Below are 23,389 nucleotides of genomic sequence, written 5' to 3'. Positions count from 1 at the left end.
CCCTCGAGGTTTGTTACCGATACACCTAGCCATTATGGCCGTCTATGACGCGCTGTACAGGGCAGGGGCCGGACTTTCCGCCGATTTTTCGCCATATTACCTCGTCCCGTCCCCTCGCCCCGGCGGTGACCCTCCCGTTCGATTGCGCGAATCTATCGTAACCATACGGTAAATCAGGTTACTCGATGGGCAAGGCTCCCCTAGTCTGGCAGGCATGAACCGCCCACGGCATGGAGCCTCGCCATGAAGAAGACCGCCACCTTCGCCGTCGTGCACTTCTGCGTGGCCTTCGGCGTGACCTACCTGATCACCGGCAGCTGGGTACTCGGCGGCATGATCGCGCTGCTCGAACCCGCCGCCAACACCGTCGCCTACTTCTTCCACGAGAAGGCCTGGGAGGCCGTTCAGCGGCGTCGGGCCCGCCTTGCCGCCTGATCCGCGACCTTGCACCCGGTCACCCCCCCGCCACTAGCCGCTGCCCGCCGAGCCACACCAGGCGCAGCGCCAGCAGCGTCAAGGCCCACTTGAAGAGGGTGTCGAAGCGGTGCTCAGAGAGGCGATGCAGCAGGCGCAGGCCCAGCCAGGTGCCGATAAAGCCCGCCGCCACCATCACCAGCATCAGCGGCAGCCAGTCCCGGAAGACGAAGCCGGCCACGCCGAACACGAAGGCCTTGGTCAGGTGCTGCAGCAGCATGCAGGCGGAGAAGGTGGCCACCTTGGCCAGCCGACCGGACTGGCTCTGCTTGATGAAGGCGGCCACCATGGGGCCGCTGGCGCCCACCAGGCTGGAGAGCAGGGTGGTGACGGCGCCGGCGACCAGCACGCCTCCCCGCCCCAGCGCCCGTTTCGGCAGCCCCGGCCCCCAGCAGGTGAAGAGCACGAAGGCGGCGATGCAGAGCTCCAGCACCCCGGCCGGCAGGCGCACCAGCAGCCAGGCGGCGGCCAGCGCCCCCAGCACCACGCCGGGCAGGAAGGCGGCGAGCATGGCGAGGTCGACATGGCGCCAGGTCAGCGCCGTGCGGCCGACGTTGGAGCCGAACTGCACCATGCCGTGGACAGGGATCAGCGCCGCCGCCGGCATCACCTGGGCCAGCGCCATGATCATCAGCACCCCACCCCCGACGCCCACCGCGGCGGTGAAGGCCGAGGTGAACACCGACAGCAGCACCAGCACCAGGTTGATGCCGCCCGACAGCGGCGACAGGCTCTCCAGCAGCATCGACGTCTCCAGGGTCACGAGAGGGGGCCACTATACCCGAGCCCGCCCCTGCTGGCCCGGGAGAGCCGGGCCGCCCCTCAGCCGTCGCCAAGCTGCCGCTTCCAGCGCTCCTCGATGGTATCGAGCTGCGCCGGGCCGAAGTGCGCCTGCGGGTGCCCCCCGTAGTGGGCCCACAGCTGGTTGCCGAAGTCGTAGTGCCACCACTCGCTGGGCAGGTTGCTGAAGCCCGCGCCGCGCATGGCATGGTAGAGCACCCGGCGGTAGCCCCGGGCCGGGGATCCGGGGCGTCGAGACGCTCCAGTCAGTCGCTGTAGGAGGCCGCAGACGGGTACGGCTCAGGCTGGTTCGCCCCCGGCGGCGGAGTCCATCGGCAACCGCGCGATCAACGCGCTCACCCCAACGGTCACGCTCGCCACGGTGTGCTCGTCGTAGAGGCGCCCCTTGCGCTTCTTCAGGCCCTGCTCGTAGAGCCTGACATGCTCGGTGGGCGCCACGCCGGCATTGGCCAGGCAGTGATGGGCACAGTGCATCTGGCAGCCGTCGATGGCCACGATGGGCCGCCCGGAGCGGGCGGTGCGCACCAGGCCGGGCACGCCACCGCCCACCCCGGCGATGCAGGACATCTCCGCCTCGCCGCCATGGTCAAGGCGCAGGGCGACCTGGTTGGCGAGCTGGGCCACGTCGGAGCAGCCCGAACAGGAGTAGACCAGGGGACGGGGGGTATTGCGGGGTCGGGACATGGGGCCTCCCAGGAATGGCGACACAGGGGTCAGTCGTCGCTCAGCATGAAATCGCGCAGCTTCTGCTCGTCGAGCACCACCAGGCGCTGGCGGTCGATGTTGATGACCCCCTCCTCGCGCAGCCTGGCCAGCAGGCGCGACAGGGTCTCCGGGGTCATGGCCAGCTGGGCGGCCAGCCAGCGCTTGGGAATGGTCAGCCGTACCACCCGGGGGCCCCTGGCGCGCCCCGCCGGCAGCTGGCGCAGGATGTAGCTGACCAGGCGTGCCATGGCGTCGGCCTGGGTCAGCAGCGCCATGTCCTCGAGGCGCTCGGTGAGCTCCAGGGCCAGGCGGCTCATGAACTCTGCCCGGCAGGCCGGCTGGCGGTCCATGATCTCGCGACAGCGCGCCGCGGGGATGGTCAGCACATGGGTGCGGCGCAGGGCCTCGGCGGAGTAGAGGTAGACCCCGGCGCTGGACACCATGCTCAGCTCGCCCAGGGTGCCGCCGCGCTCCACGCAGCGGATGGTCGCCAGGCGACCGTCGCCGGCGCTGCGCACCAGGCGCACCGCCCCGCTGATCACCACGTAGAGCCACTCGGCCGGGGCATCCTGGCGGAACAGCCACTCGCGGGTCTTGAGGGTGCGTACCTCGGTGTCTTCCAGCAGGGCCTCGAGCTGGTCGTCGTCGAGGTCGCCCAGCCAGGGCACCCCGCGCACCAGCTCGCGCAGCTGTCGGGGCCGGAACAGCAGCTCAGTCGAGGAACTGGGTACCGGGGCAGTATCCGTAGACATGGCCTTCCTCCACAGGGGTATCGGCATCGATGATCAGGTAGCCATGGGCCTGGCTGGCGGCCCCAAGCATGTGAGAGCCCTGCCCGCCGGCCAGGCGTGCCACGGGGGCGCCGCCGGTCCAGTCCAGCACCACCCGCAGCAGCTCTCGCCGGCCCTTCGGCGCCCGACGGGAGAAGCCGGCGGTGACCGGGAAGCGCTGCAACGCGGGCGGGGTGCGCCCCTGGCGCCCCTGCACGAAGGGCAGTGCCAGCCACTGCCAGCCTACCAGCGAGGCCACCGGGTTGCCGGGCAGGCCGATCAGCGGGGTGCCGTCGCGCAGCGAGGGGCCGAGCCAGCCGAGGGCGAAGGGCTTGCCGGGCTTGATCGCCACGCCATGGAAGGCAACGCCACCCAGGCGCTCCAGCACCGGACGCACATGGTCCTCCTCCCCCACCGAGACCCCACCCGTACACACTACCAGATCGGCCTGTTCGCCCGCCCGGGCAAGACATTGACCCAGGTCAGCTGCGGTGTCGGCAACCACGCCCAGATCGAGGATCTCGCAGCCCTGCTGGGCGAGCAGGGCACGCAGCATGGCGCCGTTGCTGTTGTAGACCTGGCCGGGCACCCAGGCCTGGCCGGGCTCGATCAGCTCGTCACCGGTGCTGACCAGAGCCACGCGGACCCGCCGGCGCACCGTTACGGCATCGATGCCCTGGCTGGCCAGCAGGGCGATGGCCGCGGCGTTCAGCCGGGTGCCCGCGACCAGCACCACGTCACCGGCGCGGCTCTCCTCGCCGCGGCGGCGGATATTGGCGCCCTCGGCCAGTTCCCCCGCGACATGCACCCGCCCCGCGGCGTCCAGGCTCACCCGCTCCTGGGGCACCACGGCATCGGCGCCCAGCGGCAACGGGGCGCCGGTGAAGATGCGCGCACACCCCCCTTCGGGCAGCCTGAGCACGCCGGCACCGGCCGGTACGCGCAGCATCACCGGCAGGCCGGCCGGGCTCGCGGCGAGTTCACCGCGACGCAGGGCATAGCCGTCCATGGCGCTGTTGTCGACCCCGGGCAGGTCGAGGGCGGCCCGGGCATCCTCGGCCAGCACCCGGCCGGCGGCATCGGCCAGGGCGACCCGCTCGCGGCCGGCCACCGCCACGCCGGACGCCATCATCAGGGCGCGGGCATCGAAGAGGTCCAGCAGGCCGGGCGTGACGACCTCCGCGCAGCCGCAGTTCATGCCCCGGCCCCTTCCGCCATCTCCTCGTCGGCGTTCTCCTGCCGGGAGGCACAGCAGCTCGCCTCGGGCAGCACCATGGCGACGAAGTTGCAGGGCCGGGTGCGGGCATCGAGCTGGGCGGCCAGGATGCCGTCCCAGGCGGTGGCGCACGCCTTGGGCGAGCCCGGCATGGCGAACACCAGGGTGCGGTCGATCAGCCCGGCCACCGCCCGGGACTGAATGGTGGAGGTGCCGATGGTCTCCAGCGAGAGCTGGCGGAACAGCTCGCCGTAGCCGTCGACCGCCTTGTCGAACAGCGGCGAGAGCGCCTCGGGGGTGGTATCGCGGGCGGTGAAGCCGGTGCCGCCGTTGACCAGGATCACCTGGATGTCCTCGCGCACCACCCAGGCCGAGACCACTGCGCGGATGCGGTAGACGTCGTCGGGTACGATGCGCCGCTCCACCAGGGCGTGGCCGGCCTCGGTGAGGCGCTCGGCGAGCAGGTCGCCGCTGCCATCCTCGTCGAAGCCGCGGGTGTCGGAGACGGTGAGCACGGCGATGCCCAGCGGGGCGAAGGGAGTATTGGCATGAACGTGGGCCATGGGGTCCTCCTCGCCGCCCGCGGCGCGAGCGGCGTCATGAAAAGGAGAGTCGGATACGTCGAGGGGGCCAGGCCGGCCCCCTTTCATGTGTCTACTTCATGTGGCTACTGCATCAGGGCACTGGCGCTGTCGTCGTCGAGCGCGATGCCCTCGACCCCGATCTCGGCCTCCAGCGCCAGCAGGTAGTGGCGGAGGGCCCGGCGGGTGGCCTGCTCGCGCAGGCTGTGGCGGACGTGTTCGGCGACCTGCTCGTAGGGCAGCTCGCGACCCTCGACGCGCTGATCGATGGTGACGACGTGCCAGCCGTAGCGCGAGGCCAGCGGGCGATCGTGGAGCCCCTCGGGCAGGTGCTGCAGGGCACGGTCCAGCTCGGCCACGGTCTGGCCGGGGGCCAGCCAGCCCAGCGCGCCGCCCTCCTCCTTCGAGGGGCAGGCGGAGTGGCGCTGGGCGAACTCGGTGAAGCGCTCGGGCACTGCCTGCAGCTCACGGATCAGCTTCTCGCCCAGGCGATAGCCGGCGTCGCGGGCCGGGGCGTCGTCGGGCGCCGCGGCCAGCAGCACGTGGCGCACCTGCAGCCGCGTCGGCTCGCTGAAACGCTCGGGATGGGCGGCGTGGAAGCGGCGGCAGTCCGCCTCGGCGGGCTCGGGTACCTCCAGCTCCCGCTCCAGCAGCTCGGCAATGGCGGCATCCGCCTCATCGACCGCCTCGCCGGCGGCCTCGGCCACGCACAGGGCCGCCGCCCGCTGGCGCAGCAGCTCGCGCACCACCAGGGCGCGGGCCGCCTTGAGCTGGGCCGTGCCGGCGCTGTCCGCCGGATGGTACTGCATCTCCTCGGCGATGGCGGCCTCCGCGATGGTGGCCTCGCCGACCCGGATGGGCGGGGGCGTGGCGGCGCCCCCCGGGATCATCTCGATATCGATCTTCTGCATGGTGATAACTCCTCAGCCCCGCTTGCGAACGATCTGGTAGCGGCGGGTGACGTAGCCGAAGGGCACGCTCCAGACGTGCACCAGGCGGGTGAAGGGAAACAGCAGGATGATGGTCAGGCCGAGGAAGACATGCACCTTGTAGATCCAGGAGACCTCGGCCATGTAGTCGGCCGCCCCGCCGCTGAAGAAGACGATGGACTGGGCCCAGCCCGCCAGGGTCAGCATCATCGCGCCGTCCAGGTGGCCCAGCGAGAAGAACACGGTGATCACGCCCAAGCCGGCCTGCAAGACGATCAAGCCGAGGATAGCGGTATCCATCATGCTCGACGAAGCCTTGACACGCGGGTTGGTCAGGCGACGGTAGAGCAGCATGGCACCGCCGGCCAAGCACAGCACCCCGGCGATACCGCCGATGACGATCGCCAGCACCTGCTTGGTTCCGGCGCTCAGGAAGGGCGCATAGACCCAGTGCGGCGTCAGCATGCCGAACAGGTGGCCGAAGAAGATCACGATGATGCCGATATGGAAGAGGTTGCTGGCCAGGCGCATGTTCTTCGACGAGAGCATCTGGCTGGAGCCGGTCTTCCAGGTGTACTGGCCATGGTCGAAACGCAGCAGGCTGCCGACCAGGAACACCGTGCCGGCCAGATACGGGTAGTAGCCATAGATCAGGTGTTGCAGGTATTCGCTAAACATGACGGTTCTCCTTTAGCGATCGGTCACGGCGCGGTCGGTCGACCCGCTGCTGGGCATGATCCTGACGGGGTCGCTGGGCACGGCCTGCTTGCGCTCGGCGAGCCGACGGCCCTCGGCGGACTGCAGGGCGCAGTCCTCGTCCGAGGCGGCACTGAAACGCACCGCTTCCTCCTCCCACACCTCGTCCAGCGCTTCCGGGGTGTCATCGGGCGCCTCCTCCTTCACCGTCTCGCGGTGGGCGTCGACGTCCCCTTCGGCGCCGATCAGCGCCAGCAGCGCCAGCGGCACCAGGGCATGGTCGGCGTCGCGCTCCTCCAGTCGGGCGGCGAGCAGCGCCAGGATATGGCGAATCTCGCCCAGCCAGCGGCCGATGTCGGCCTCCGGGCGGGTCGAGAGGTACTCCAGGAACAGCGGCAGGTAGTCGGGCAGTTCACGGGCATCGAGCTCGAAGCCTGCGGCGCTGTATTCGGCCATCAGGTCGACCATCGCCTGGCCGCGATCGCGGGACTCGCCGTGGACGTGCTCGAAGAGCAGCAGCGAGGTGCTGCGCCCCCTGTCGAACAGCGCCACGTACTCGGCCTGCAGCTCCATCAGGTCGGCCTCCAGCAGGCGCTGGCACCAGTCCATCAGGCGGGTGCGCAGCGCCGCCTCCCAGCGGCGCTCGGCGTCGAGGAGCTCGATCATCTCCGGCGCGGCGGCCTGGAGCTCCGCGGAGGGGTAGTCGAGCAGCCGGGCCAGCACGCGCAGGCTCAGCATGTCCGGCTCCGCCACGGGGTGTTGCATTGCGGCCTCAGCCATGACGCACCTCCTCGCTCCGGGTCTTGTCCTGTGCAGCGGGGTCGAAGGTCTCGACCGGCTGGACCAGGGTGGTGGTGGTCTTGCGTCCACCGAACAGGCTCTGACTGCTGTCACCGTGGCAGCCGTCACCGAAGGTGAAGCCGCAGCCGCCGCGTTCCGGGAAGGCCTCGGTGGCCATCTCGCGGTGGCTGGTGGGGATCACGAAGCGATCCTCGTAGTTGGCGATGGCCAGGTAGCGGTACATGGATTCCACCTGGGCCTCGGTAAGCCCCACGCTCTCCAGCACCTCGGTCTCGGCCTTGCCCTCGACGTGCTTGCCGCGCATGTAGAGGCGCATCGCCATCAGGCGCTTGAGCGCCAGCACCACGGGCTCCTCCTCGCCGGCGGTGAGCATGTTGGCCAGGTACTTCACCGGGATGCGCAGCGACTCGATCTTCGGCATCACGCCGTCGAACTCGACGTTGCCGGCCTCGGCGGCGGACTGGATCGGCGACAGCGGCGGCACGTACCAGACCATCGGCAGGGTGCGATACTCCGGGTGCAGCGGCAGCGCCAGTCCCCAGTCCATGGCCAGCTTGTAGACCGGCGAGGCCTGGGCGGCGGCGATCACGTTGTCGGTGATGCCGTCCTTCTTCGCCTGGGCGATCACCTCCGGGTCGTTGGGATCCAGGAAGATCTCGCACTGGCGATGGTAGAGGTCACGCTCGTCTGGCGAGCTCGCCACTTCCTCGATGCGGTCGGCATCGTAGAGCAGCACGCCGAGGTAGCGGATCCGGCCCACGCAGGTCTCTGAGCAGACGGTCGGCTGCCCGGCCTCGATGCGCGGATAGCAGAAGATGCACTTCTCGGACTTCCCGGTCTTCCAGTTGTAGTAGATCTTCTTGTAGGGGCAGCCGGAGATGCACATCCGCCAGCCGCGGCACTTGTCCTGGTCGATCAGGACGATGCCGTCCTCCTCGCGCTTGTAGATCGCGCCGGAGGGGCACGACGCCACGCAGGTCGGGTTCAGGCAGTGCTCGCACAGCCTCGGCAGGTACATCATGAAGGTGTTCTCGAACTGGCCGTAGATGTCGGCCTGGATCTTCTCGAAGTTCGCGTCCTTGCGTCGCTTGGCGAACTCCGTGCCGAGGATCTCCTCCCAGTTCGGGCCCCACTCGATCTTGTTCAGGCGCTCGCCGGAGATCAGCGAACGCGGCCGCGCGGTGGGCTGGTGCTCGCCCTGCTTGGCGGTGTGCAGGTGCTGGTAGTCGAAGGTGAACGGCTCGTAGTAGTCGTCGATCTCCGGCAGGTCGGGATTGGCGAAGATGTTCGCCAGCACCCGCCACTTGCCGCCGATGCGCGGCTCGATGCGGCCGTCCTTGCGGCGCAGCCAGCCGCCCTTCCACTTGTGCTGGTTCTCCCACTCCTTGGGATAGCCGATGCCGGGCTTGGTCTCGACGTTGTTGAACCAGGCGTACTCGACGCCCTCGCGGCTGGTCCAGACGTTCTTGCAGGTCACCGAGCAGGTGTGGCAGCCGATGCACTTGTCGAGGTTGAGGACCATGCCTACCTGGGAACGAATCTTCATTTCACGGCCTCCTGCTCGTAGTCATTGCCTTCGCCATCCAGCCAGTCGATATTCTTCATCTTGCGCACGATGACGAACTCGTCGCGGTTGGAGCCGACGGTGCCGTAGTAGTTGAAGCTGTAGGACAGCTGGGCGTAGCCGCCGATCATGTGGGTCGGCTTGGGGCACACGCGGGTCACCGAGTTGTGGATGCCGCCCCGGGTGCCGGTGATCTCGGAGCCCGGCATGTTCAGGATCCGCTCCTGGGCGTGGTACATCATCGCCATGCCGTTCTTGACCCGCTGGCTGACCACCGCGCGGGCCGCGATGGCGCCGTTGGCGTTGTACAGCTCGATCCAGTCGTTGTCCTCGACGCCGATGGACCTGGCATCATCCTCGGACATCCAGACGATCGGGCCGCCCCGCGACAGGGTCTGCATCAGCAGGTTGTCGCTGTAGGTGGAGTGGATGCCCCACTTCTGGTGCGGGGTGATCCAGTTCAGAGCGATCTCCGGGTTGCCGTTGCCCTTGGTCTCGGCCAGGCTGACCGCCGCCTTGGTGTCGATGGGCGGACGGTAGACCAGCAGGCTCTCGCCGAAGGCGCGCATCCAGGGGTGGTCCTGGTAGAACTGCTGGCGGCCGCTGACGGTGCGCCACGGGATCAGCTCGTGGACGTTGGTGTAGCCGGCGTTGTAGGAGACGTGCTCGTCCTCGAGGCCGGACCAGGTCGGGCTGGAGATGATCTTGCGCGGCTGGGCGACGATGTCGCGGAAGCGGATCTTCTCCTCCTCCTTGGGATGCGCCAGGTGGGTATGGTCCCGCCCGGTGATCTTGGAGAGCGCGCCCCAGGCCTTGACGGCCACCTGGCCGTTGGTCTCCGGCGCCAGGGTCAGGATCATCTCGGCCGCGTCCACCGCGCTGTCGATCTGCGGGCGCCCCTTGTGGGGCCCGTCCAGCTTGCGGTGGTTGAGCTTGCCGAGCAGGTCCACCTCCTTCTCGGTGTTCCAGCTGATGCCCTTGCCGCCGTTGCCGATGCTCTCCAGCAGCGGGCCGATGGAGGTGAAGCGCTCGTAGGTCTCGGGGTAGTTGCGCTTGACCTCGATCAGCGCCGGCATGGTCTTGCCGGGGATCGGCTCGCACTCGCCCTTCTTCCAGTCCCTGACCTCGACCTGGGCCAGCTCGGCGGGGGAGTCGTGCTGGTGCGGCAGGGTGACCAGGTCGGTCTCCTCGCCCAGGTGCCCCACGCAGACCTTCGAGAAGGCCTTGGCGATGCCCTTGTAGATGTCCCAGTCGCTGCGCGACTCCCAGGCCGGGTCCGTCGCCGCGGTGAGCGGGTGGATGAAGGGATGCATGTCGGAGGTGTTGAGGTCGTCCTTCTCGTACCAGGTCGCCGTGGGCAGCACGACGTCCGAGTAGAGGCAGGTGGTGGACATGCGGAAGTCCAGGGTCACCAGCAGGTCGAGCTTGCCCTCGGGCGCCTCGTCATGCCACTTGACCTCCTCGGGCTTCTGGCCGCCGAACTCGCCCAGGTCCTTGCCCTGGATGCCGTGGCGGGTGCCCAGCAGGTACTTGAGCATGTACTCGTGGCCCTTGCCGGAGCTGCCCAGCAGGTTGGAGCGCCAGATGAACATGTTGCGCGGGAAGTTCTGGGGGTTGTCCGGATCCTCCGCGGCGAAGGCGAGCTTGCCGCTCTTCAGCTGGTCCACGGCGTAGTCGGCGGTGGAGAGGCCCGCGGCCTTGGCGGCCTCGGCCAGGCGCAGCGGGTTGGTGCCAAGCTGGGGCGCGGAGGGTAGCCAGCCCATGCGCTCTGATCGCACGTTGAAGTCGATCAGGCTGCCGGGGTAGTCCTCGGCCTTGGCCAGCGGCGAGAGGATCTCCTTGATCTCCAGCTTCTCGTAGCGCCACTGGGAGGAGTGGTTGTAGAAGAAGGAGGTGGAGTTCATGTGGCGCGGCGGGCGCTGCCAGTCGAGGCCGAAGGCCAGCGGGGTCCAGCCGGTCTGCGGGCGCAGCTTCTCCTGGCCCACGTAGTGGGACCAGCCGCCGCCGCTCTGGCCGATGCAGCCGCACATGACCAGCATGTTGATCAGGCCGCGGTAGTTCATGTCCATGTGGTACCAGTGGTTCATGCCGGCACCGACGATGATCATGCTGCGCCCCTGGGTCTTGTCGGCGTTGTCGGCGAACTCGCGGGCGATGCGGGTGGCCTGCTCGGCCGGCACGCCGGTGATCTTCTCCTGCCAGGCCGGGGTGTAGGGCTTGACCTGGTCGTAGGAGGTGGCGCCGTCGTCCTCGCCGAAGCCGCGGTCGATGCCGTAGTTGGCGCACATCAGGTCGAACACGGTCACCGCCAGCACGTCCGAGCCATCGGCCCGCTTGAGGCGCTTGGCGGGCAGGCTGTGGAACAGCAGCTCGTCGCTGGCGCCGCCGCTCTTGACGTGGTCGAAGTGCTCGTGGGCGATGCCACCGAAGTAGGGGAAGGCGACCTTCGCCACCTCGTCATGCTTGTCGGCCAGGGTCAGCAGCGGCTTGATCTCGGTGCCTTCGGCATCCAGCGGCTCGAGGTTCCACTTGCCCACCTCGTCGCCGGTCTCGCCCCAGCGGAAGCCGATGGAGCCGCGCGGCACCACCAGCTGGTCACGGGTCTCGTCCCAGGCGACGGTTTTCCACTCAGGGTTGTTGGCCTGGTCCAGGCTCGCCTCGAAGTCGCTGGCGCGCATCTGGCGGCCCGGCGCATAGCTGCCGTCCTCGCGGGCTTCGAGCTCGACCAGGAAGGGCATGTCGCTGTAGCGCCTCACGTAGTCGGTGAAGTAGGCGCTGGGCTTGTCGAGGTGGAACTCCTTGAGGATGACGTGCCCCATGGCCATGGCCAGGGCGGCATCGGTGCCCTGCGTGGCGGAGAGCCACTCGTCGGTGAGCTTGGAGACCTCGGCGTAGTCCGGGGTGACCGAGACGGTCTTGGTGCCCTTGTAGCGCACCTCGGTGAAGAAGTGGGCATCCGGGGTACGGGTCTGCGGGACGTTGGAGCCCCAGGCGATGATGTAGCCGGAGTTGTACCAGTCGGCGGACTCGGGCACGTCGGTCTGCTCGCCCCAGGTCATCGGCGAGGCCGGCGGCAGGTCGCAGTACCAGTCATAGAAGCTCATGCAGACGCCGCCGATCAGCGACAGGTAGCGGCTGCCCGCGGCATAGCTGACCATGGACATGGCAGGGATCGGCGAGAAGCCGATGATGCGGTCCGGGCCGAACTGCTTGGCGGTGTAGACGTTGGAGGCGGCGATCAGCTCGTTGAGCTCGTCCCAGTCGGCGCGCACGAAGCCGCCCATGCCGCGGGCACGCTTGTACTGCTTGGCCCGGGCCGGGTCCTCGACGATGGAGGCCCAGGCGTCCACCGGGTCGCGCTTCGCCTCGAGGGCCTCGCGCCACAGCTTGAGCAGCGGCTTCCTGATCAGCGGGTGCTTGAGGCGATTGGCGCTGTAGATGTACCAGGAGTAGCTGGCGCCACGCGGGCAGCCCCGCGGCTCGTGGTTGGGCAGGTCGGGCCGGGTGCGCGGGTAGTCGGTCTGCTGGGTCTCCCAGGTGACCAGGCCATTCTTGACGTAGATCTTCCAGCTGCACGAACCGGTGCAGTTCACCCCGTGGGTGGACCGCACCACCTTGTCGTGCTGCCAGCGCTGCCGGTAGCCGTTCTCCCACTCGCGGGACTCCTGGCGCACCTCGCCGTGCTCGTTGGCGAAGGGTTCGCGGGCCTTGCGGAAGAAGTTCAGCCGATCGATGAAGTGACTCATGGTCGCTCTCCAGGCTCCTGAAAAGATGCGTGGCCACCCCGGGCCACTCGGACTGCCGCTCCCTCGCAGGGCTCAGGCAGCTTCCATGGGGGGAATTCTGGGGGATTGGCAGGCGGAATACTGCCCGGTTACCTCCATATACATGCCCCCTACCTCCAAGGGGATAGGCGGCGGTGAAGGAAGGGTTAGACGGAGCATTCAGCGGGCACGCCCCCGGCCTCGCGCATGGTCGGCGAGCATCACCAGCATGCACGCCACCAGGGCGGCATAGAGGAACATGAAGCCTGCGGTGCCTACCCCGAGCCACTCGCCGCCCAGCACGAAGACCGGCGGCAGCAGGGCGGCGAAGAGCCCGCCCAGGGTCAGCGCCAGTCCGCCCACCAGGGCCATGTCGCCGCCATGATCGCGGTGGATCAGCCGCATCAGGCTGCCCTGCCCCATGCCCATGGCGACGCCCATGGCCACCAGCAGCCCCATGAAGCCCCACAGCGGAGCCGCATAGTGCAGCGTCAGTTCGCCATGCACGCCCTCGATGCGCATCGAGAAGGGGGGATAGGAGAGCAGGAAGAGGCAGGCCAGCACGAAGGCGCTGACCCACCAGCGCAGGCTGCGGAAGTCGCGCCAATCGGCCAGCGCGCCGCCGATCACCTGGCCCGCCCCGACGGCGAGCGTGAAGGGCAGGGCCCAGAGGGCCGCGGCCTGCAGCGAGAGGCCATAGCGCACCGCCAGGTGGCCGGGCAGCCACAGCGCCAGGGCCACGAAGGCGCCGAAGAAGAAGCTGTAGGTGATCGCCAACCGCCACAGCTGCCAGTCGGCGAGGAGGCAGGCGAAGCGGACGACGCGCGTCCTTGGCGAAACCCGCGCCGGCGGCGCCTCGTCCTCCTCCGTCTCGCCCACGGGCGCAGGCGCATCGGCGTCATCGGCGAACAACCACAGCAGCGCCGCCACCAGCAGCACCGGCAGCAGGTAGAGCAGCGGTGCCATGCGCCAGCCGTAGGCCTGGCTGACCAGCGGCAGCAGCAGGTAGCTCAGCCCCGCCCCCAGCATGCCGGCCCCGTAGAGGCCCAGCGCCAGGCCGGCATGCCGCGGTGGCCCCAGTTCCGCCACATAGACCAGGCCGGCGGCCAGTGCCCCGGCGCCCAGCCCCAGCCCCAGGCCGGCCAGCAGGAACTCCAGGTAGTGATGCGCCTGGCTCACCCACCACAGGAAGGGACAGGTCAGCAGCAGGCAGCCGAGCATCACCCGACGCCCGCCGAGGCGACGGGCCAACAGCGCCATGGGCAGGCTGGCCAGGGCCCCGGCGAGCATCGGCATGGCCAGCAGCACCGCGAAGCCGACGCTGCCCAGGGCCAGGTCCCGGCGTAGCTCCACGCCGAGCACGGCGAACAGGGTCCAGCAGGCGAAGACCAGGGCGAAGGCCAGCGGCGAGAGCACGACCACCACCAGCGAGCGATAGCCCGGGGGCGCCGATTCGCCATCGACCGGCACATCGCGGGGCTCGTTCTTGAGGACATCGGGGTCGCGGGACATGGGCCGGGGCTCGAGAGGTATGGCTGAATTCTCGGAAGCCCCGGGGGCCGGGTCAAAAGGGCAAGGGAGGTACACCTTTGAGGGAGCAACCACTACCCACTAGGGTATAGTGGCACCCTGAATCCATACACGTGTGACGCGTGCGGAGGGCCCTGCCGCCGATGAAACTGCTGCAACGCTCCCTGGTGGCCCGCATCAGCGCCTCGCTGCTGGCGATCAGCGCCCTGGCACTGGTCAGCATCGTGGTGACCATGGTGGTGGCCAACGGCAGCCGCGGCGATGCCGCCGCCATCAACGTGGCCGGCTCGCTGCGCATGAACACCTACCAGATCGTCGCGGCCCTGCAGCGCTACGAACGCCAGCCCGAGGCGGCGCAGCGCGAACGGGTCCAGGCACTGGCCGAGCGCTTCCGAGAGCGCCTGGCCAGCCCCCGGCTGACCCAGGCCCTGCCCGAGGCCGAGGACCACCCCCTGCGGGAGCAGTACCGGCTGCTGCAGGCGCGCTGGGACGAGGCGCTGGCGCCCCAGGTGACCCGCTCCATTGCCGGCGGCGGCCTGGAGGTCGACGCCCTGCGCCAGACCCTGGACGGCCTGGTGGGCGACATCGATCAGCTGGTCACCCGGCTGGAGAAGAACAGCGAGGCCAAGATCCACCTGCTCAGCGTGCTGCAGATCCTCTTCCTGGTACTCACAGCCGTGGTGGTGGCAATCGCCCTCTACGACATCCGCCACAACCTGGTGGCCCCGCTGCACCAGCTGGTGGTACTCGCCCGGGAGGCCGGCCGCCGCAACTTCCACTATCGCACCCGGCTCAAGGGCAGCGACGAGCTGGCCCTGCTGGGGCGGACCCTGGATACCATGTCCGGCGAGCTTGCCACCAGCTACGCCGAGCTGGAGGCGCGCGTCTCACGCAAGAAGCAGGAGCTCGAGCGCAGCAACCGGGTCATGCAGGTGCTCCACGACGGCAGCCGGGCCCTCTATGGCGGCGGCAACGACCTCTGCACCAGCGCCGCTCCGATGCTGCGCCGCATCGAGGAACTGCTCGAGATCGGCCCGATCCGGCTCTCGCTGCATGACCCCTTCGACGACCGCGAGGTGCCGATCCTCGCGACCCATTCGCGCAGCCGCCCGACCTACTGCCGCGACCACGACTGCCACGCCTGCCTGCTCGACCCGGAGCCCCTGGAGCTCTCGGAGCACGGCGATGCGGAGTGCCTGCTGCTCCCGGTGAGCGTCGGCGCGACCCTGCTCGGCACCCTGGAGGTCTGGTATGCCGAGGGAAGCGAACTCACCGACAGCACCCGCCGGCTGCTCAATGCCCTCACCGACCAGCTGGCCACGGCGGTCTACCTTCAGCGGCGCATCGAGGAGCAGCAGCAGGTGACGCTGATGAACGAGCGCACCATCATCGCCCGGGAGCTCCACGACTCCCTGGCCCAGTCGCTCTCCTACCTCAAGATGCAGGTCGCCAGGCTCGAGCGCATGCAGGCCCGGGAGATGCCCCGCGAGGCCCAGACCGCGGTCTTCGGCGAGCTGCGCACCGGGCTCGACAGTGCCTATCGTCAGCTGCGCGAGCTGCTCACCACCTTCCGCCTCAAGCTAGAGGGCCCCGGCCTGCAGAGCGCCATGCGCCAGACCACCGAGGAGTTCGCCGAGCGGCTGGGCTTCAAGGTCGAGCTGTTCTTCGACGTGCCGCCCCACCTGCTCAATCCCAACGAGGAGATCCATGTGCTGCAGGTGGTCCGCGAGGCGCTGGCCAACATCCACAAGCATGCCCAGGCCCACTGGGCGGCGGTCACGGTGCGCTTCCAGCAGGCCCGGCTGCATGTCATGGTCGAGGATGACGGCATCGGCCTGCCGGCGGACGGCTCGCCGCCCATGCACTACGGCCTGGTGATCATGCGCGACCGTGCCGATACCCTGGGCGGCGAGTTCGAGGTACGCAACCGCCAGGCCGGCGGCACCCTGGTCGAGCTCGCTTTCTCTCCCCAGACCGCGCGGCTGATCGCCCAGCAGCCGGCCAGCGGGCCCGAGACCACCGCCTTTCAACACGGACACAGGGACTAGCCAGGATGACCCGGACCGATCACGACACCCCTGCCACGATCCTGCTCATCGACGACCATCCGCTGCTGCGCCGCGGCGTGGCGCAGCTGCTCGAGCTGGAAGACGACCTGGACCTGGCCGGCGAGGCGGGCGAACCGGAGGTCGGACTCCGGCTCGCCGGCGAACTCGACCCCGACATGATCCTGCTCGACCTCAACATGCCCGGCATGGACGGCATCGCCACCCTGAAGGCGCTGCGCGAACAGGGCTATGCCGGACGCATCGTGATGTTCACCGTCTCGGATCACGAGGAGGACGTGGTCGCCGCCCTGCGCAGCGGCGCCGACGGCTACCTGCTCAAGGACATGGACCCCGACGAGATGGTGCGCCAGCTGCGCCAGGCGGCCCTGGGGCGCATGGTGATCAGCGAGAGCCTCACCGCCCTGCTGGCCGAGGCCCTGCGCAGTCAGCGCAACCAGCCGTCGGCCCCGGATATCCACAGCCTGACCCAGCGCGAGCGCGAGATCCTGCGCGAGCTGGCCGCCGGCCTCTCCAACAAGCTGATCGCCCGCAAGCTCGACATCACCGAAGGCACGGTGAAGGTGCACGTCAAGCACCTGCTCAAGAAGCTCAACCTGCGTTCGCGGGTGGAGGCCGCGGTATGGGCCGTCCAGGAGGGTGTGGACAAGTAGATCCTGTGTGGATACCTCCAAAGACTCCCGAGGCGTCCGCCGCCGCTCCCACCACCCCGTCCGCCACAATTAAATCCTTAAAGATCAATGAACTATAGCCGGATACCTCCTACCTCCCTGGAGGTATCCTGCGGATCTTCCGGCATTTTCCCCCCGTTTCGCCGCTTCTCGACGAGGCGTATCTTTCGCGGCAAAGCCCAAGGCCTTGATATCGGTCAACCGTGACCGCGGGCCGGGGGCCCACGCAAGCGCTCTGAGGGGAAATGCCATGACCAGAAAGAATGCCGACATCGAACACTGGGATGTCGAGAACGAGGAGTTCTGGGAGAAGGAGGGCAAGAAGGTTGCCAGCCGCAACCTCTGGATCTCCATTCCCAGCCTGCTGATGGGCTTCGCCGTCTGGCTGATGTGGGGCATGATCACCACCCAGATGCGCAACCTCGGCTTCCCGTTCACGGTGGACCAGCTGTTCACCCTGACCGCCATTGCCGGCCTCGCCGGCGCCACCCTGCGCATCCCGGCCTCGTTCATGATCCGCATCGCCGGCGGGCGCAACACCATCTTCCTGACCACCGCCCTGCTGATGGTACCCGCCCTGGGCACCGGCATCGCGCTGATGAACCCGGGCACGCCCTTCTGGGTGTTCCAGGCGCTGGCGCTGCTCTCCGGCATCGGCGGCGGCAACTTCGCCAACTCGATGAGCAACATCTCCAGCTTCTTCCCCAAGAAGCAGCAGGGCTACGCCCTGGGCATGAACGCCGGCCTCGGCAACTTCGGCGTCACCACCATGCAGATCCTGATCCCGCTGGTGATGACCGTGGGCATCTTCGGCGCGCTGGGCGGCGATGCCATGGAGCTGCAGAAGGCCAGCGGCACCCTGATCGGGCGCATCGAGGCGGGCACCGATACCTGGATCCAGAACGCCGGCTTCATCTGGCTGGTGTTCCTGATCCCGCTGGCCTTCGCCGGCTGGTTCGGCATGAACAACATTCGTGCCATCACGCCCAATCCCGGCTCGCCCGTGCAGGCCTTCGGCAAGATCCTGGGCCTCTATGCGGTGGGCATCCTGACCTCGATCATCGGCGTGGTGGCGCTGGGCTGGCTCAACATGTGGCTCGCCCTGCCGCTGACCATCGTGCTGACCCTGTTCCTGCTGCGCCTGATCCCGGGTGATATCAAACCGAACATCCAGAAGCAGTTCGCGATCTTCTCCAACAAGCACACCTGGGCGATGACGGTGCTCTACATCGCCACCTTCGGCTCCTTCATCGGCTTCTCCGCGGCGCTGCCGCTCTCCATCAGCGTCATCTTCGGCAACATGATGGAGGTGGCCGCCGACGGCAGCGTCTCTCGCATCGCCAACCCGGATGCCCCCAGCGCCCTCACCTGGGCCTGGATGGGTCCCTTCGTCGGCGCGCTGATCCGCCCGGTGGGCGGCTGGATCTCCGACAAGGTGGGCGGTGCCATCGTCACCCAGGCGATCTCCGTGGTGATGGTCCTGGCCTCCGCCGCCGTGGGCTACGTGATGATGCTGGCCTACAACGCCACCGATCCCAACCAGTACTTCTGGATGTTCCTGCTGCTGTTCATCGTGCTGTTCGCCGCCAGCGGCATCGGCAACGGCTCCACCTTCCGCAGTATCGGCTTCATCTTCGATCTGCAGCAGAAGGGCCCGGTGCTGGGCTGGACATCCGCCGTGGCGGCCTACGGCGCCTTCATCGCCCCGCGGGTGATGGGCGAGCAGATCAAGGCCGGCACCCCGGAGATGGCCATGTACGGCTTCGCGGTCTTCTACGCCATCTGCCTGGTCGTCAACTGGTGGTTCTACCTGCGCAAGAACGCCTACGTGAAGAACCCCTGATCCATCAAGCCGGTAGCGCCCGGGAAGACCTCGGGCGCCCCTACCCGAGATATCGAGATCCGCCATGAAGATCATGCTTGCCTACGATGGTTCGCGGAATGCCAGGCTGGCCCTGGAACAGACCATGCAGATGTTCCACAACAACGCGCCTACCCTGGTGCTGGTCGGGGTCGCCGAGAATCCGCGGGATGCCACGGATGCCAACGAGGACCTTTTCCAGGAGGAGTATCGGGAGCTCAAGGCGCAGTTGCAGGAGGGCGTCGAGATCGCGGTGAAGGGGGGCTTCGATGCGGAACTCCTGATCGCCGAAGGCGATGCCCGCAAGCTGCTGCTCCAGGCCACGCACAAGGAGAAGCCCGACCTGCTGGTGATTGCCCGTCACAGCCACCAGCCCGATCCCAGCTTCATCGCCAAGTCGCTGAATGCCCTCTTTGATGAATTCGACTACATGACCTTCGGCAGCGTCAGCTCCTTCCTGACCCGCCGGGCCGAGTGCCCCTTGCTGATTCTCCCCACCGGGGATTCGGCAGCACAGGAATAAACGACCATGAAAGTCTCCTCCGTCTTCAAGGTGAAGAGCCCCGAGATCCGGGCCCTGCACCTGACCTGGATCGCCTTCTTCATCACCTTCTACGTCTGGTTCAACATGGCGCCGCTGGCCTCGAGCATGCTCAAGAGCGTCGACTGGCTGACCCCGGACGACCTCAAGCTGTTCGCCATCTGCAACGTGGCCCTGACCATTCCGGCCCGCATCATCGTCGGCATGGCCTTGGATCGCTTCGGCCCGCGGCGGGTGTTCTCGGTACTGATGGTCACCATGTCGGTACCGGCGCTGGCCTTCGCCTTCGGCGATACCATGACCCAGCTGCTGGTCTCGCGACTGGTGCTCAGCTCCATCGGCGCCAGCTTCGTGGTCGGGATCCACATGACCGCGCTGTGGTTCAAGCCCAGGGACATCGGCTTCGCCGAGGGCTTCTATGCCGGCTGGGGCAACTTCGGCTCCGCGGCCGCCGCCATGTCGCTGCCGACCATCGCCATCACCATGTACGGGGGCGCCGACGGCTGGCGCTGGGCCATCGCCCAGAGCGCCATCGTGATGGCCGCCTACGGCGTCTACTACTGGTTCGCCATCACCGATGGCCCGGACGCCAAGGCCCACCGCAAGCCGCGCAAGGCCGCCGCCATGGAGGTCAGCAGCTGGGCCGACATGATCAAGCTGATCCTCTGGACCATCCCGCTGGTCGGCGTGCTGGGCATCCTGGTGTGGCGCATCCAGAACATGGGCTACCTCTCCACCACCGGTGCCGTCATCGCCTACCTGGCGATCGTGGCGGTGGTCATCTACCAGATCGTGCAGATCCTGCGCGTCAACGTGCCGATCCTCAAGCAGGGGGTCCCCGAGGACGACAAGTATCCCTTCAGCAGCGTGGCGGCGCTGAACAGTACCTACTTCGCCAACTTCGGCGCCGAGCTGGCAGTGGTCTCCATGCTGCCGATGTTCTTCGAGGAGACCTGGGGGCTGAACGCGGCCACCGCCGGCCTGATCGCGGCCTCCTTCGCCTTCGTCAACCTGGTGGCACGCCCCATGGGCGGGCTGGTCTCCGACCGCATGGGCAACCGACGCTTCGTGATGCTCAGCTACATGTTCGGCATCGGCATCGGCTTCGTGCTGATGGCCATGCTCGACGCCAGCTGGCCGCTGATCGTGGCCATCGCCATCACCATCTTCACCTCCTTCTTCGTGCAGGGGGCGGAGGGCGCCACCTTCGGCATCATCCCGTCGATCAAGCGCCGCATCACCGGCCAGATCTCCGGCATGGCCGGCGCCTACGGCAACGTGGGGGCGGTGGTCTACCTGACCCTCTTCACCTTCGTCACGCCGACCCAGTTCTTCTACATCATTGCCACCGGGGCCTTCCTCAGCTGGCTGATCTGCCTCATCTGGCTGAAGGAGCCCGAGGGCGCCTTCGACGAGGAGTATCACGTCTCCTCGGTGGATCGCATGATCGAGCAGCAGGCGGCGCTGAAGGCCGGACAGGCCGCTCGCTGAAGCCCACACCCAACCCGGGCGGCAAGACAGCCGCCCGGGCCACCCGAAAGCCGCAGGAAGTCAGGAGGGGAGACGCACTATGGCCTCGCAACGCTTCAAGCAGTATTCGGTACTGATCGCCAACACCTTCGCCTTCACCATGTGCTTCATGGTGTGGACGATGTTCGGCGAGATCGGCGTGCCGATTGCCGAGCAGCTCGACCTCAACGGCACCCAGTTCGGCATCCTCACGGCGGTGCCCATCCTCACCGGCGCCCTGTCGCGGCTGCCGCTGGGCTCGCTGACCGACCGTTACGGCGGCCGGCCGGTGTTCTTCATCATCCTGCTGTTCATCGTCCCGGCCATCTGGCTGGTGCAGTTCGCCACCGAATACTGGCAGCTGCTGGTGCTGGGCGCCTTCGTCGGCCTGGCCGGCGGCTCCTTCTCGGTAGGCATCACCTATACCGCCAAGTGGTTCGAGAAGGATCGCCAGGGCCTGGCCATGGGCATCTTCGGCGCCGGCAATGCCGGCGCCGCGGTGACCAAGTTCATCGCTCCCACGGTGATCGTGGTGCTGGGCTGGCAGGCCGTGCCCAACATCTACGCGGGCATCATGCTGGTCACCGCGGTGCTGTTCTGGTTCTTCACCTACTCCAACCCGGCCCACCGCAGCGCCAGCAGCGTCTCGCTGCGCGACCAGCTCAAGGTGCTCAACGACCCCAAGGTGTGGAAGTACTGCCAGTACTACTCCGTGGTATTCGGCGGCTATGTCGGCGTCTCCCTGTGGCTGACCCGCTACTACATGGGCGAGTACGGTCTGGGCATCCAGGTCGCGGCGCTGATCGCCACCATCTTCGTGCTGCCCTCCGGGGTGATCCGCGCCTTCGGCGGCTGGCTCTCCGACCGCTTCGGCGCCCACACCGTCACCTGGGCCTGCATGTGGGCCAGCCTGGTCGCCCTCTTCATCATGTCCTACCCCGAGACCCAGTACCGCGTGGCCGGCGCCGGCGGCGAAGGGGTGGTGGAGTTCGGCTTCGGCATCCCGGTATGGCTGTTCACCTCCGCGCTGTTCGTGGTCGGCATCGCCTGGGGCATCGGCAAGGCCTCGGTGTTCAAGTACCTCTCCAACGAGTACCACGAGAATCTGGGCCTCGTCTCCGGGATCGTCGGCCTGGCCGGCGGGGTGGGAGGCTTCCTGCTGCCGATCATGTTCGGCGCCCTGGTGGATATCACCGGCGTGGCCACCACCGTGTGGATGCTCTGCTTCGGCGTGACCCTGGTCTCGATCATCTGGATGTGGTGGACCGAGCGCCGCGCGCCGATGCTCACCCGTGACGAAAAGCACCCGGGCAAGCCGGTCGAGACTTGATCCAGGCCAGGAAAATCTGCCGCGCCTCGCGCTATAGTGGTATCTGAAATACATCAATTGGCCGGAACCCCGCTACGGGCCCCGGCCGGCTACCGGATACGAGGTGTCCCCATGTCCCACACCCTGGCCCACGACGATTCCATCAACCCCGAGAAGGCCGCCCGAGGCCGCGGAGCGGCCATCGTCGTCTACATGCTCTTCCTGGGCAGCGTGCTCGCCGTGGTCACTGCGCCCATCGGCGTGCTGGTCGCCCACCTCAAGCGCCGTCGCGCCGAGCCCTGGGTGCAGAGCCACCTGCAGTTCCAGATCCGCACCTTCTGGCTGGGCATGCTGGGGGGTGGGCTCTTCGTCACCACCTGGCAGCTGCTGGGGCTGGTGGGTGCCCCTGCCGTGGCCCCCTGGGCGCTGGGCTATATCTATTTCACCGCCTGCCTGATCTGGATGGTGGCGCGCTGCGGCGTGGGCATCAGCCGCCTGACCTCCAACCAGCCGGTGGCCAACCCGCGCAGCCTGGCCTTCGGCAGCGCCCGGGTGACCCTGGCGGACAGATGAAGGAGCGGGCGCTTCCCAACCCCGGCTGGGGGCCGCTCTCGGCACTGCCCGGCAACCCGCTGATGTGGGTGCTGATCCTCAGCGAGATGCTGGTCTTCAGCGCCTTCTTCGCCCTCTATGCCGCGGAACGGGTGGCGGCGACGGCCCTCTTCGACGCCTCCCAGCAGGAGCTCGACCCGCTGATGGGCGGGCTCAACACCCTGGTGCTGCTGACCAGCGGACTCTGCGTGGCGCTGGCCGTGGAGGCCGTGAGCGGCGAACGGATCCGCCGGGCTCGCCAGTGGCTGGGCGCCGCCATGGCGCTGGGGGTGCTGTTCGGGGTGATCAAGGGGGTCGAGTATGCCGGCAAGTTCGCCGCCGGCATCACCCCGGAGACCAACGCCTTCTTCGGCTTCTACTACGGACTCACCGCCTTCCACTTCGCCCATGTGCTGTTCGGCCTGGCGCTGCTGGCGCTGGTGACCTGGCGCACCTCCACCGAGAACGTGGAGACCGCCGCCGCCTTCTGGCACATGGTCGACCTGATCTGGATCCTGCTCTACCCGCTGCTCTATCTGCTGAGGTGACCATGACCGCCCTGCCCGGCACCCGCCGCCTGCTCATTACCTGGGCCACGCTGATGGCCCTGACGCTGCTCTCGATGGTCTCGGCGCAGCTGGACCAGGACAGCTGGCAGGCACTGCCGCTGTGGTCGGCAGGTCTGGTGGTCGCCGCCACCGGCTTCAAGGCCCAGCGGCTGCTGATGGTCTACCTCAACCTGCGCGCCGCCACGCCGGCCTGGAAGGGCACCTTCGTGGGCCTGGTGGTGCTGACGCTGGCGCTGATCGCCGGCGGCTACCTGGCGGCACGGCTGACCAGCTGACGCCGACTCCGGCCGCCTCCCCTCCCGAGGTTCGAAGGCGAGAGTCCCCCCGGCCTGCTTGGCAGGCCGCGGGATAGCGTCGCCGCTTGCCGTGACTCCCGACCAGCGAGAACGTGCCCCGCGCCGGGATGCCTGTTATAAGTGAAAGTGCAGGCGGCAAGCATCC

At 68.0% G+C, this 23,389-nt stretch carries 22 protein-coding genes; 10 read left to right on the top strand and 12 right to left on the bottom strand.

The features are described from left to right. Positions 1-243: 243 nt before the first annotated feature. A complete protein-coding gene (locus DFP85_RS02190; RefSeq protein WP_133634511.1) occupies positions 244-435 on the top strand; it encodes a DUF2061 domain-containing protein in 192 nt (63 codons plus the stop codon). Positions 436-454: 19 nt separating this feature from the next. Here DFP85_RS02190 and DFP85_RS02185 read toward each other — a convergent pair whose 3' ends face one another. From DFP85_RS02185 to DFP85_RS02130, 12 genes are all read right to left on the bottom strand, one after another. Further along, complete coding sequence (locus DFP85_RS02185) at positions 455-1,219, bottom strand: sulfite exporter TauE/SafE family protein (RefSeq protein ID WP_243737177.1); 765 nt, start codon at positions 1,217-1,219, stop codon at positions 455-457. Between the two features lie 77 nt (positions 1,220-1,296). Next, on the bottom strand, positions 1,297-1,473 hold the full coding sequence (locus tag DFP85_RS02180; protein WP_243737176.1) for a M15 family metallopeptidase: 177 nt from the start codon (positions 1,471-1,473) through the stop codon (positions 1,297-1,299). A gap of 81 nt (positions 1,474-1,554) precedes the next feature. Further along, on the bottom strand, positions 1,555-1,959 hold the full coding sequence (locus tag DFP85_RS02175; protein ID WP_133634509.1) for a putative zinc-binding protein: 405 nt from the start codon (positions 1,957-1,959) through the stop codon (positions 1,555-1,557). Positions 1,960-1,988: 29 nt separating this feature from the next. Further along, positions 1,989-2,732, bottom strand: coding sequence for a Crp/Fnr family transcriptional regulator (locus tag DFP85_RS02170; RefSeq protein WP_133634507.1), 744 nt, complete (start codon positions 2,730-2,732; stop codon positions 1,989-1,991). Further along, positions 2,692-3,948, bottom strand: a complete 1,257-nt coding sequence (locus DFP85_RS02165) for a molybdopterin molybdotransferase MoeA (protein ID WP_133634505.1) — start codon at positions 3,946-3,948, stop codon at positions 2,692-2,694. The genes DFP85_RS02170 and DFP85_RS02165 overlap by 41 nt, the downstream gene beginning before the upstream one ends. Next, a complete protein-coding gene (gene moaB / locus DFP85_RS02160) occupies positions 3,945-4,529 on the bottom strand; it encodes a molybdenum cofactor biosynthesis protein B (protein ID WP_133634503.1) in 585 nt (194 codons plus the stop codon). Before moaB ends, DFP85_RS02165 begins: the two co-directional genes overlap by 4 nt. Before the next feature lie 104 nt (positions 4,530-4,633). Then, positions 4,634-5,458, bottom strand: a complete 825-nt coding sequence (locus tag DFP85_RS02155) for a peptidylprolyl isomerase (RefSeq protein WP_133634501.1) — start codon at positions 5,456-5,458, stop codon at positions 4,634-4,636. A gap of 12 nt (positions 5,459-5,470) precedes the next feature. Beyond that, positions 5,471-6,154 carry a respiratory nitrate reductase subunit gamma gene (gene narI / locus DFP85_RS02150; RefSeq protein WP_133634499.1) on the bottom strand — a complete coding sequence of 228 codons (684 nt, stop codon included), beginning with the start codon at positions 6,152-6,154 and terminating at the stop codon, positions 5,471-5,473. Positions 6,155-6,166: 12 nt separating this feature from the next. Next, the gene (narJ, locus tag DFP85_RS02145) at positions 6,167-6,952 is read right to left on the bottom strand and encodes a nitrate reductase molybdenum cofactor assembly chaperone (RefSeq protein WP_133634497.1); all 786 of its coding nucleotides are present in this window, start codon (positions 6,950-6,952) and stop codon (positions 6,167-6,169) included. Further along, on the bottom strand, positions 6,945-8,519 hold the full coding sequence (gene narH, locus DFP85_RS02140; RefSeq protein ID WP_133634496.1) for a nitrate reductase subunit beta: 1,575 nt from the start codon (positions 8,517-8,519) through the stop codon (positions 6,945-6,947). Before narH ends, narJ begins: the two co-directional genes overlap by 8 nt. After that, on the bottom strand, positions 8,516-12,283 hold the full coding sequence (locus DFP85_RS02135; protein WP_133634494.1) for a nitrate reductase subunit alpha: 3,768 nt from the start codon (positions 12,281-12,283) through the stop codon (positions 8,516-8,518). The genes narH and DFP85_RS02135 overlap by 4 nt, the downstream gene beginning before the upstream one ends. A gap of 198 nt (positions 12,284-12,481) precedes the next feature. Beyond that, positions 12,482-13,813: an MFS transporter gene (locus DFP85_RS02130; RefSeq protein ID WP_133634492.1), complete on the bottom strand. Its 1,332-nt coding sequence runs from the start codon at positions 13,811-13,813 to the stop codon at positions 12,482-12,484. Positions 13,814-13,974: 161 nt separating this feature from the next. On the opposite strand from DFP85_RS02130, the gene DFP85_RS02125 reads away from it, so the two are divergent. From DFP85_RS02125 to DFP85_RS02085, 9 genes are all read left to right on the top strand, one after another. Continuing rightward, entirely contained in the window at positions 13,975-15,879 is a 1,905-nt protein-coding gene (locus DFP85_RS02125; protein ID WP_133634490.1) for a type IV pili methyl-accepting chemotaxis transducer N-terminal domain-containing protein, read from the top strand. Positions 15,880-15,884: 5 nt separating this feature from the next. Beyond that, positions 15,885-16,550: a two-component system response regulator NarL gene (gene narL / locus DFP85_RS02120; protein ID WP_133634487.1), complete on the top strand. Its 666-nt coding sequence runs from the start codon at positions 15,885-15,887 to the stop codon at positions 16,548-16,550. 268 nt (positions 16,551-16,818) lie between these two features. After that, positions 16,819-18,411: an MFS transporter gene (locus DFP85_RS02115; protein WP_133634485.1), complete on the top strand. Its 1,593-nt coding sequence runs from the start codon at positions 16,819-16,821 to the stop codon at positions 18,409-18,411. A gap of 64 nt (positions 18,412-18,475) precedes the next feature. Then, entirely contained in the window at positions 18,476-18,952 is a 477-nt protein-coding gene (locus DFP85_RS02110; protein ID WP_133634483.1) for a universal stress protein, read from the top strand. Positions 18,953-18,958: 6 nt separating this feature from the next. Further along, positions 18,959-20,461 (top strand): MFS transporter, encoded by a 1,503-nt coding sequence (locus DFP85_RS02105; protein WP_133634480.1) that lies wholly within the window; start codon positions 18,959-18,961, stop codon positions 20,459-20,461. 79 nt (positions 20,462-20,540) lie between these two features. Beyond that, positions 20,541-21,809, top strand: coding sequence for an MFS transporter (locus tag DFP85_RS02100; protein WP_133634478.1), 1,269 nt, complete (start codon positions 20,541-20,543; stop codon positions 21,807-21,809). Positions 21,810-21,920: 111 nt separating this feature from the next. After that, the gene (locus DFP85_RS02095; RefSeq protein WP_133634476.1) at positions 21,921-22,361 is read left to right on the top strand and encodes a DUF4870 family protein; all 441 of its coding nucleotides are present in this window, start codon (positions 21,921-21,923) and stop codon (positions 22,359-22,361) included. Next, positions 22,358-22,927: a cytochrome c oxidase subunit 3 family protein gene (locus DFP85_RS02090; RefSeq protein WP_133634474.1), complete on the top strand. Its 570-nt coding sequence runs from the start codon at positions 22,358-22,360 to the stop codon at positions 22,925-22,927. Before DFP85_RS02095 ends, DFP85_RS02090 begins: the two co-directional genes overlap by 4 nt. A 2-nt stretch (positions 22,928-22,929) precedes the next feature. Further along, entirely contained in the window at positions 22,930-23,223 is a 294-nt protein-coding gene (locus DFP85_RS02085) for a hypothetical protein (protein ID WP_133634472.1), read from the top strand. Positions 23,224-23,389 lie beyond the last annotated feature (166 nt).

This window comes from Halomonas ventosae (assembly GCF_004363555.1).
In the GTDB taxonomy this organism is placed as follows: Bacteria; Pseudomonadota; Gammaproteobacteria; order Pseudomonadales; family Halomonadaceae; genus Halomonas; species Halomonas ventosae.
The sequence above is the reverse complement of the archived record's forward strand: the minus strand, read 5'-3'. Positions and strand labels throughout refer to the sequence as shown.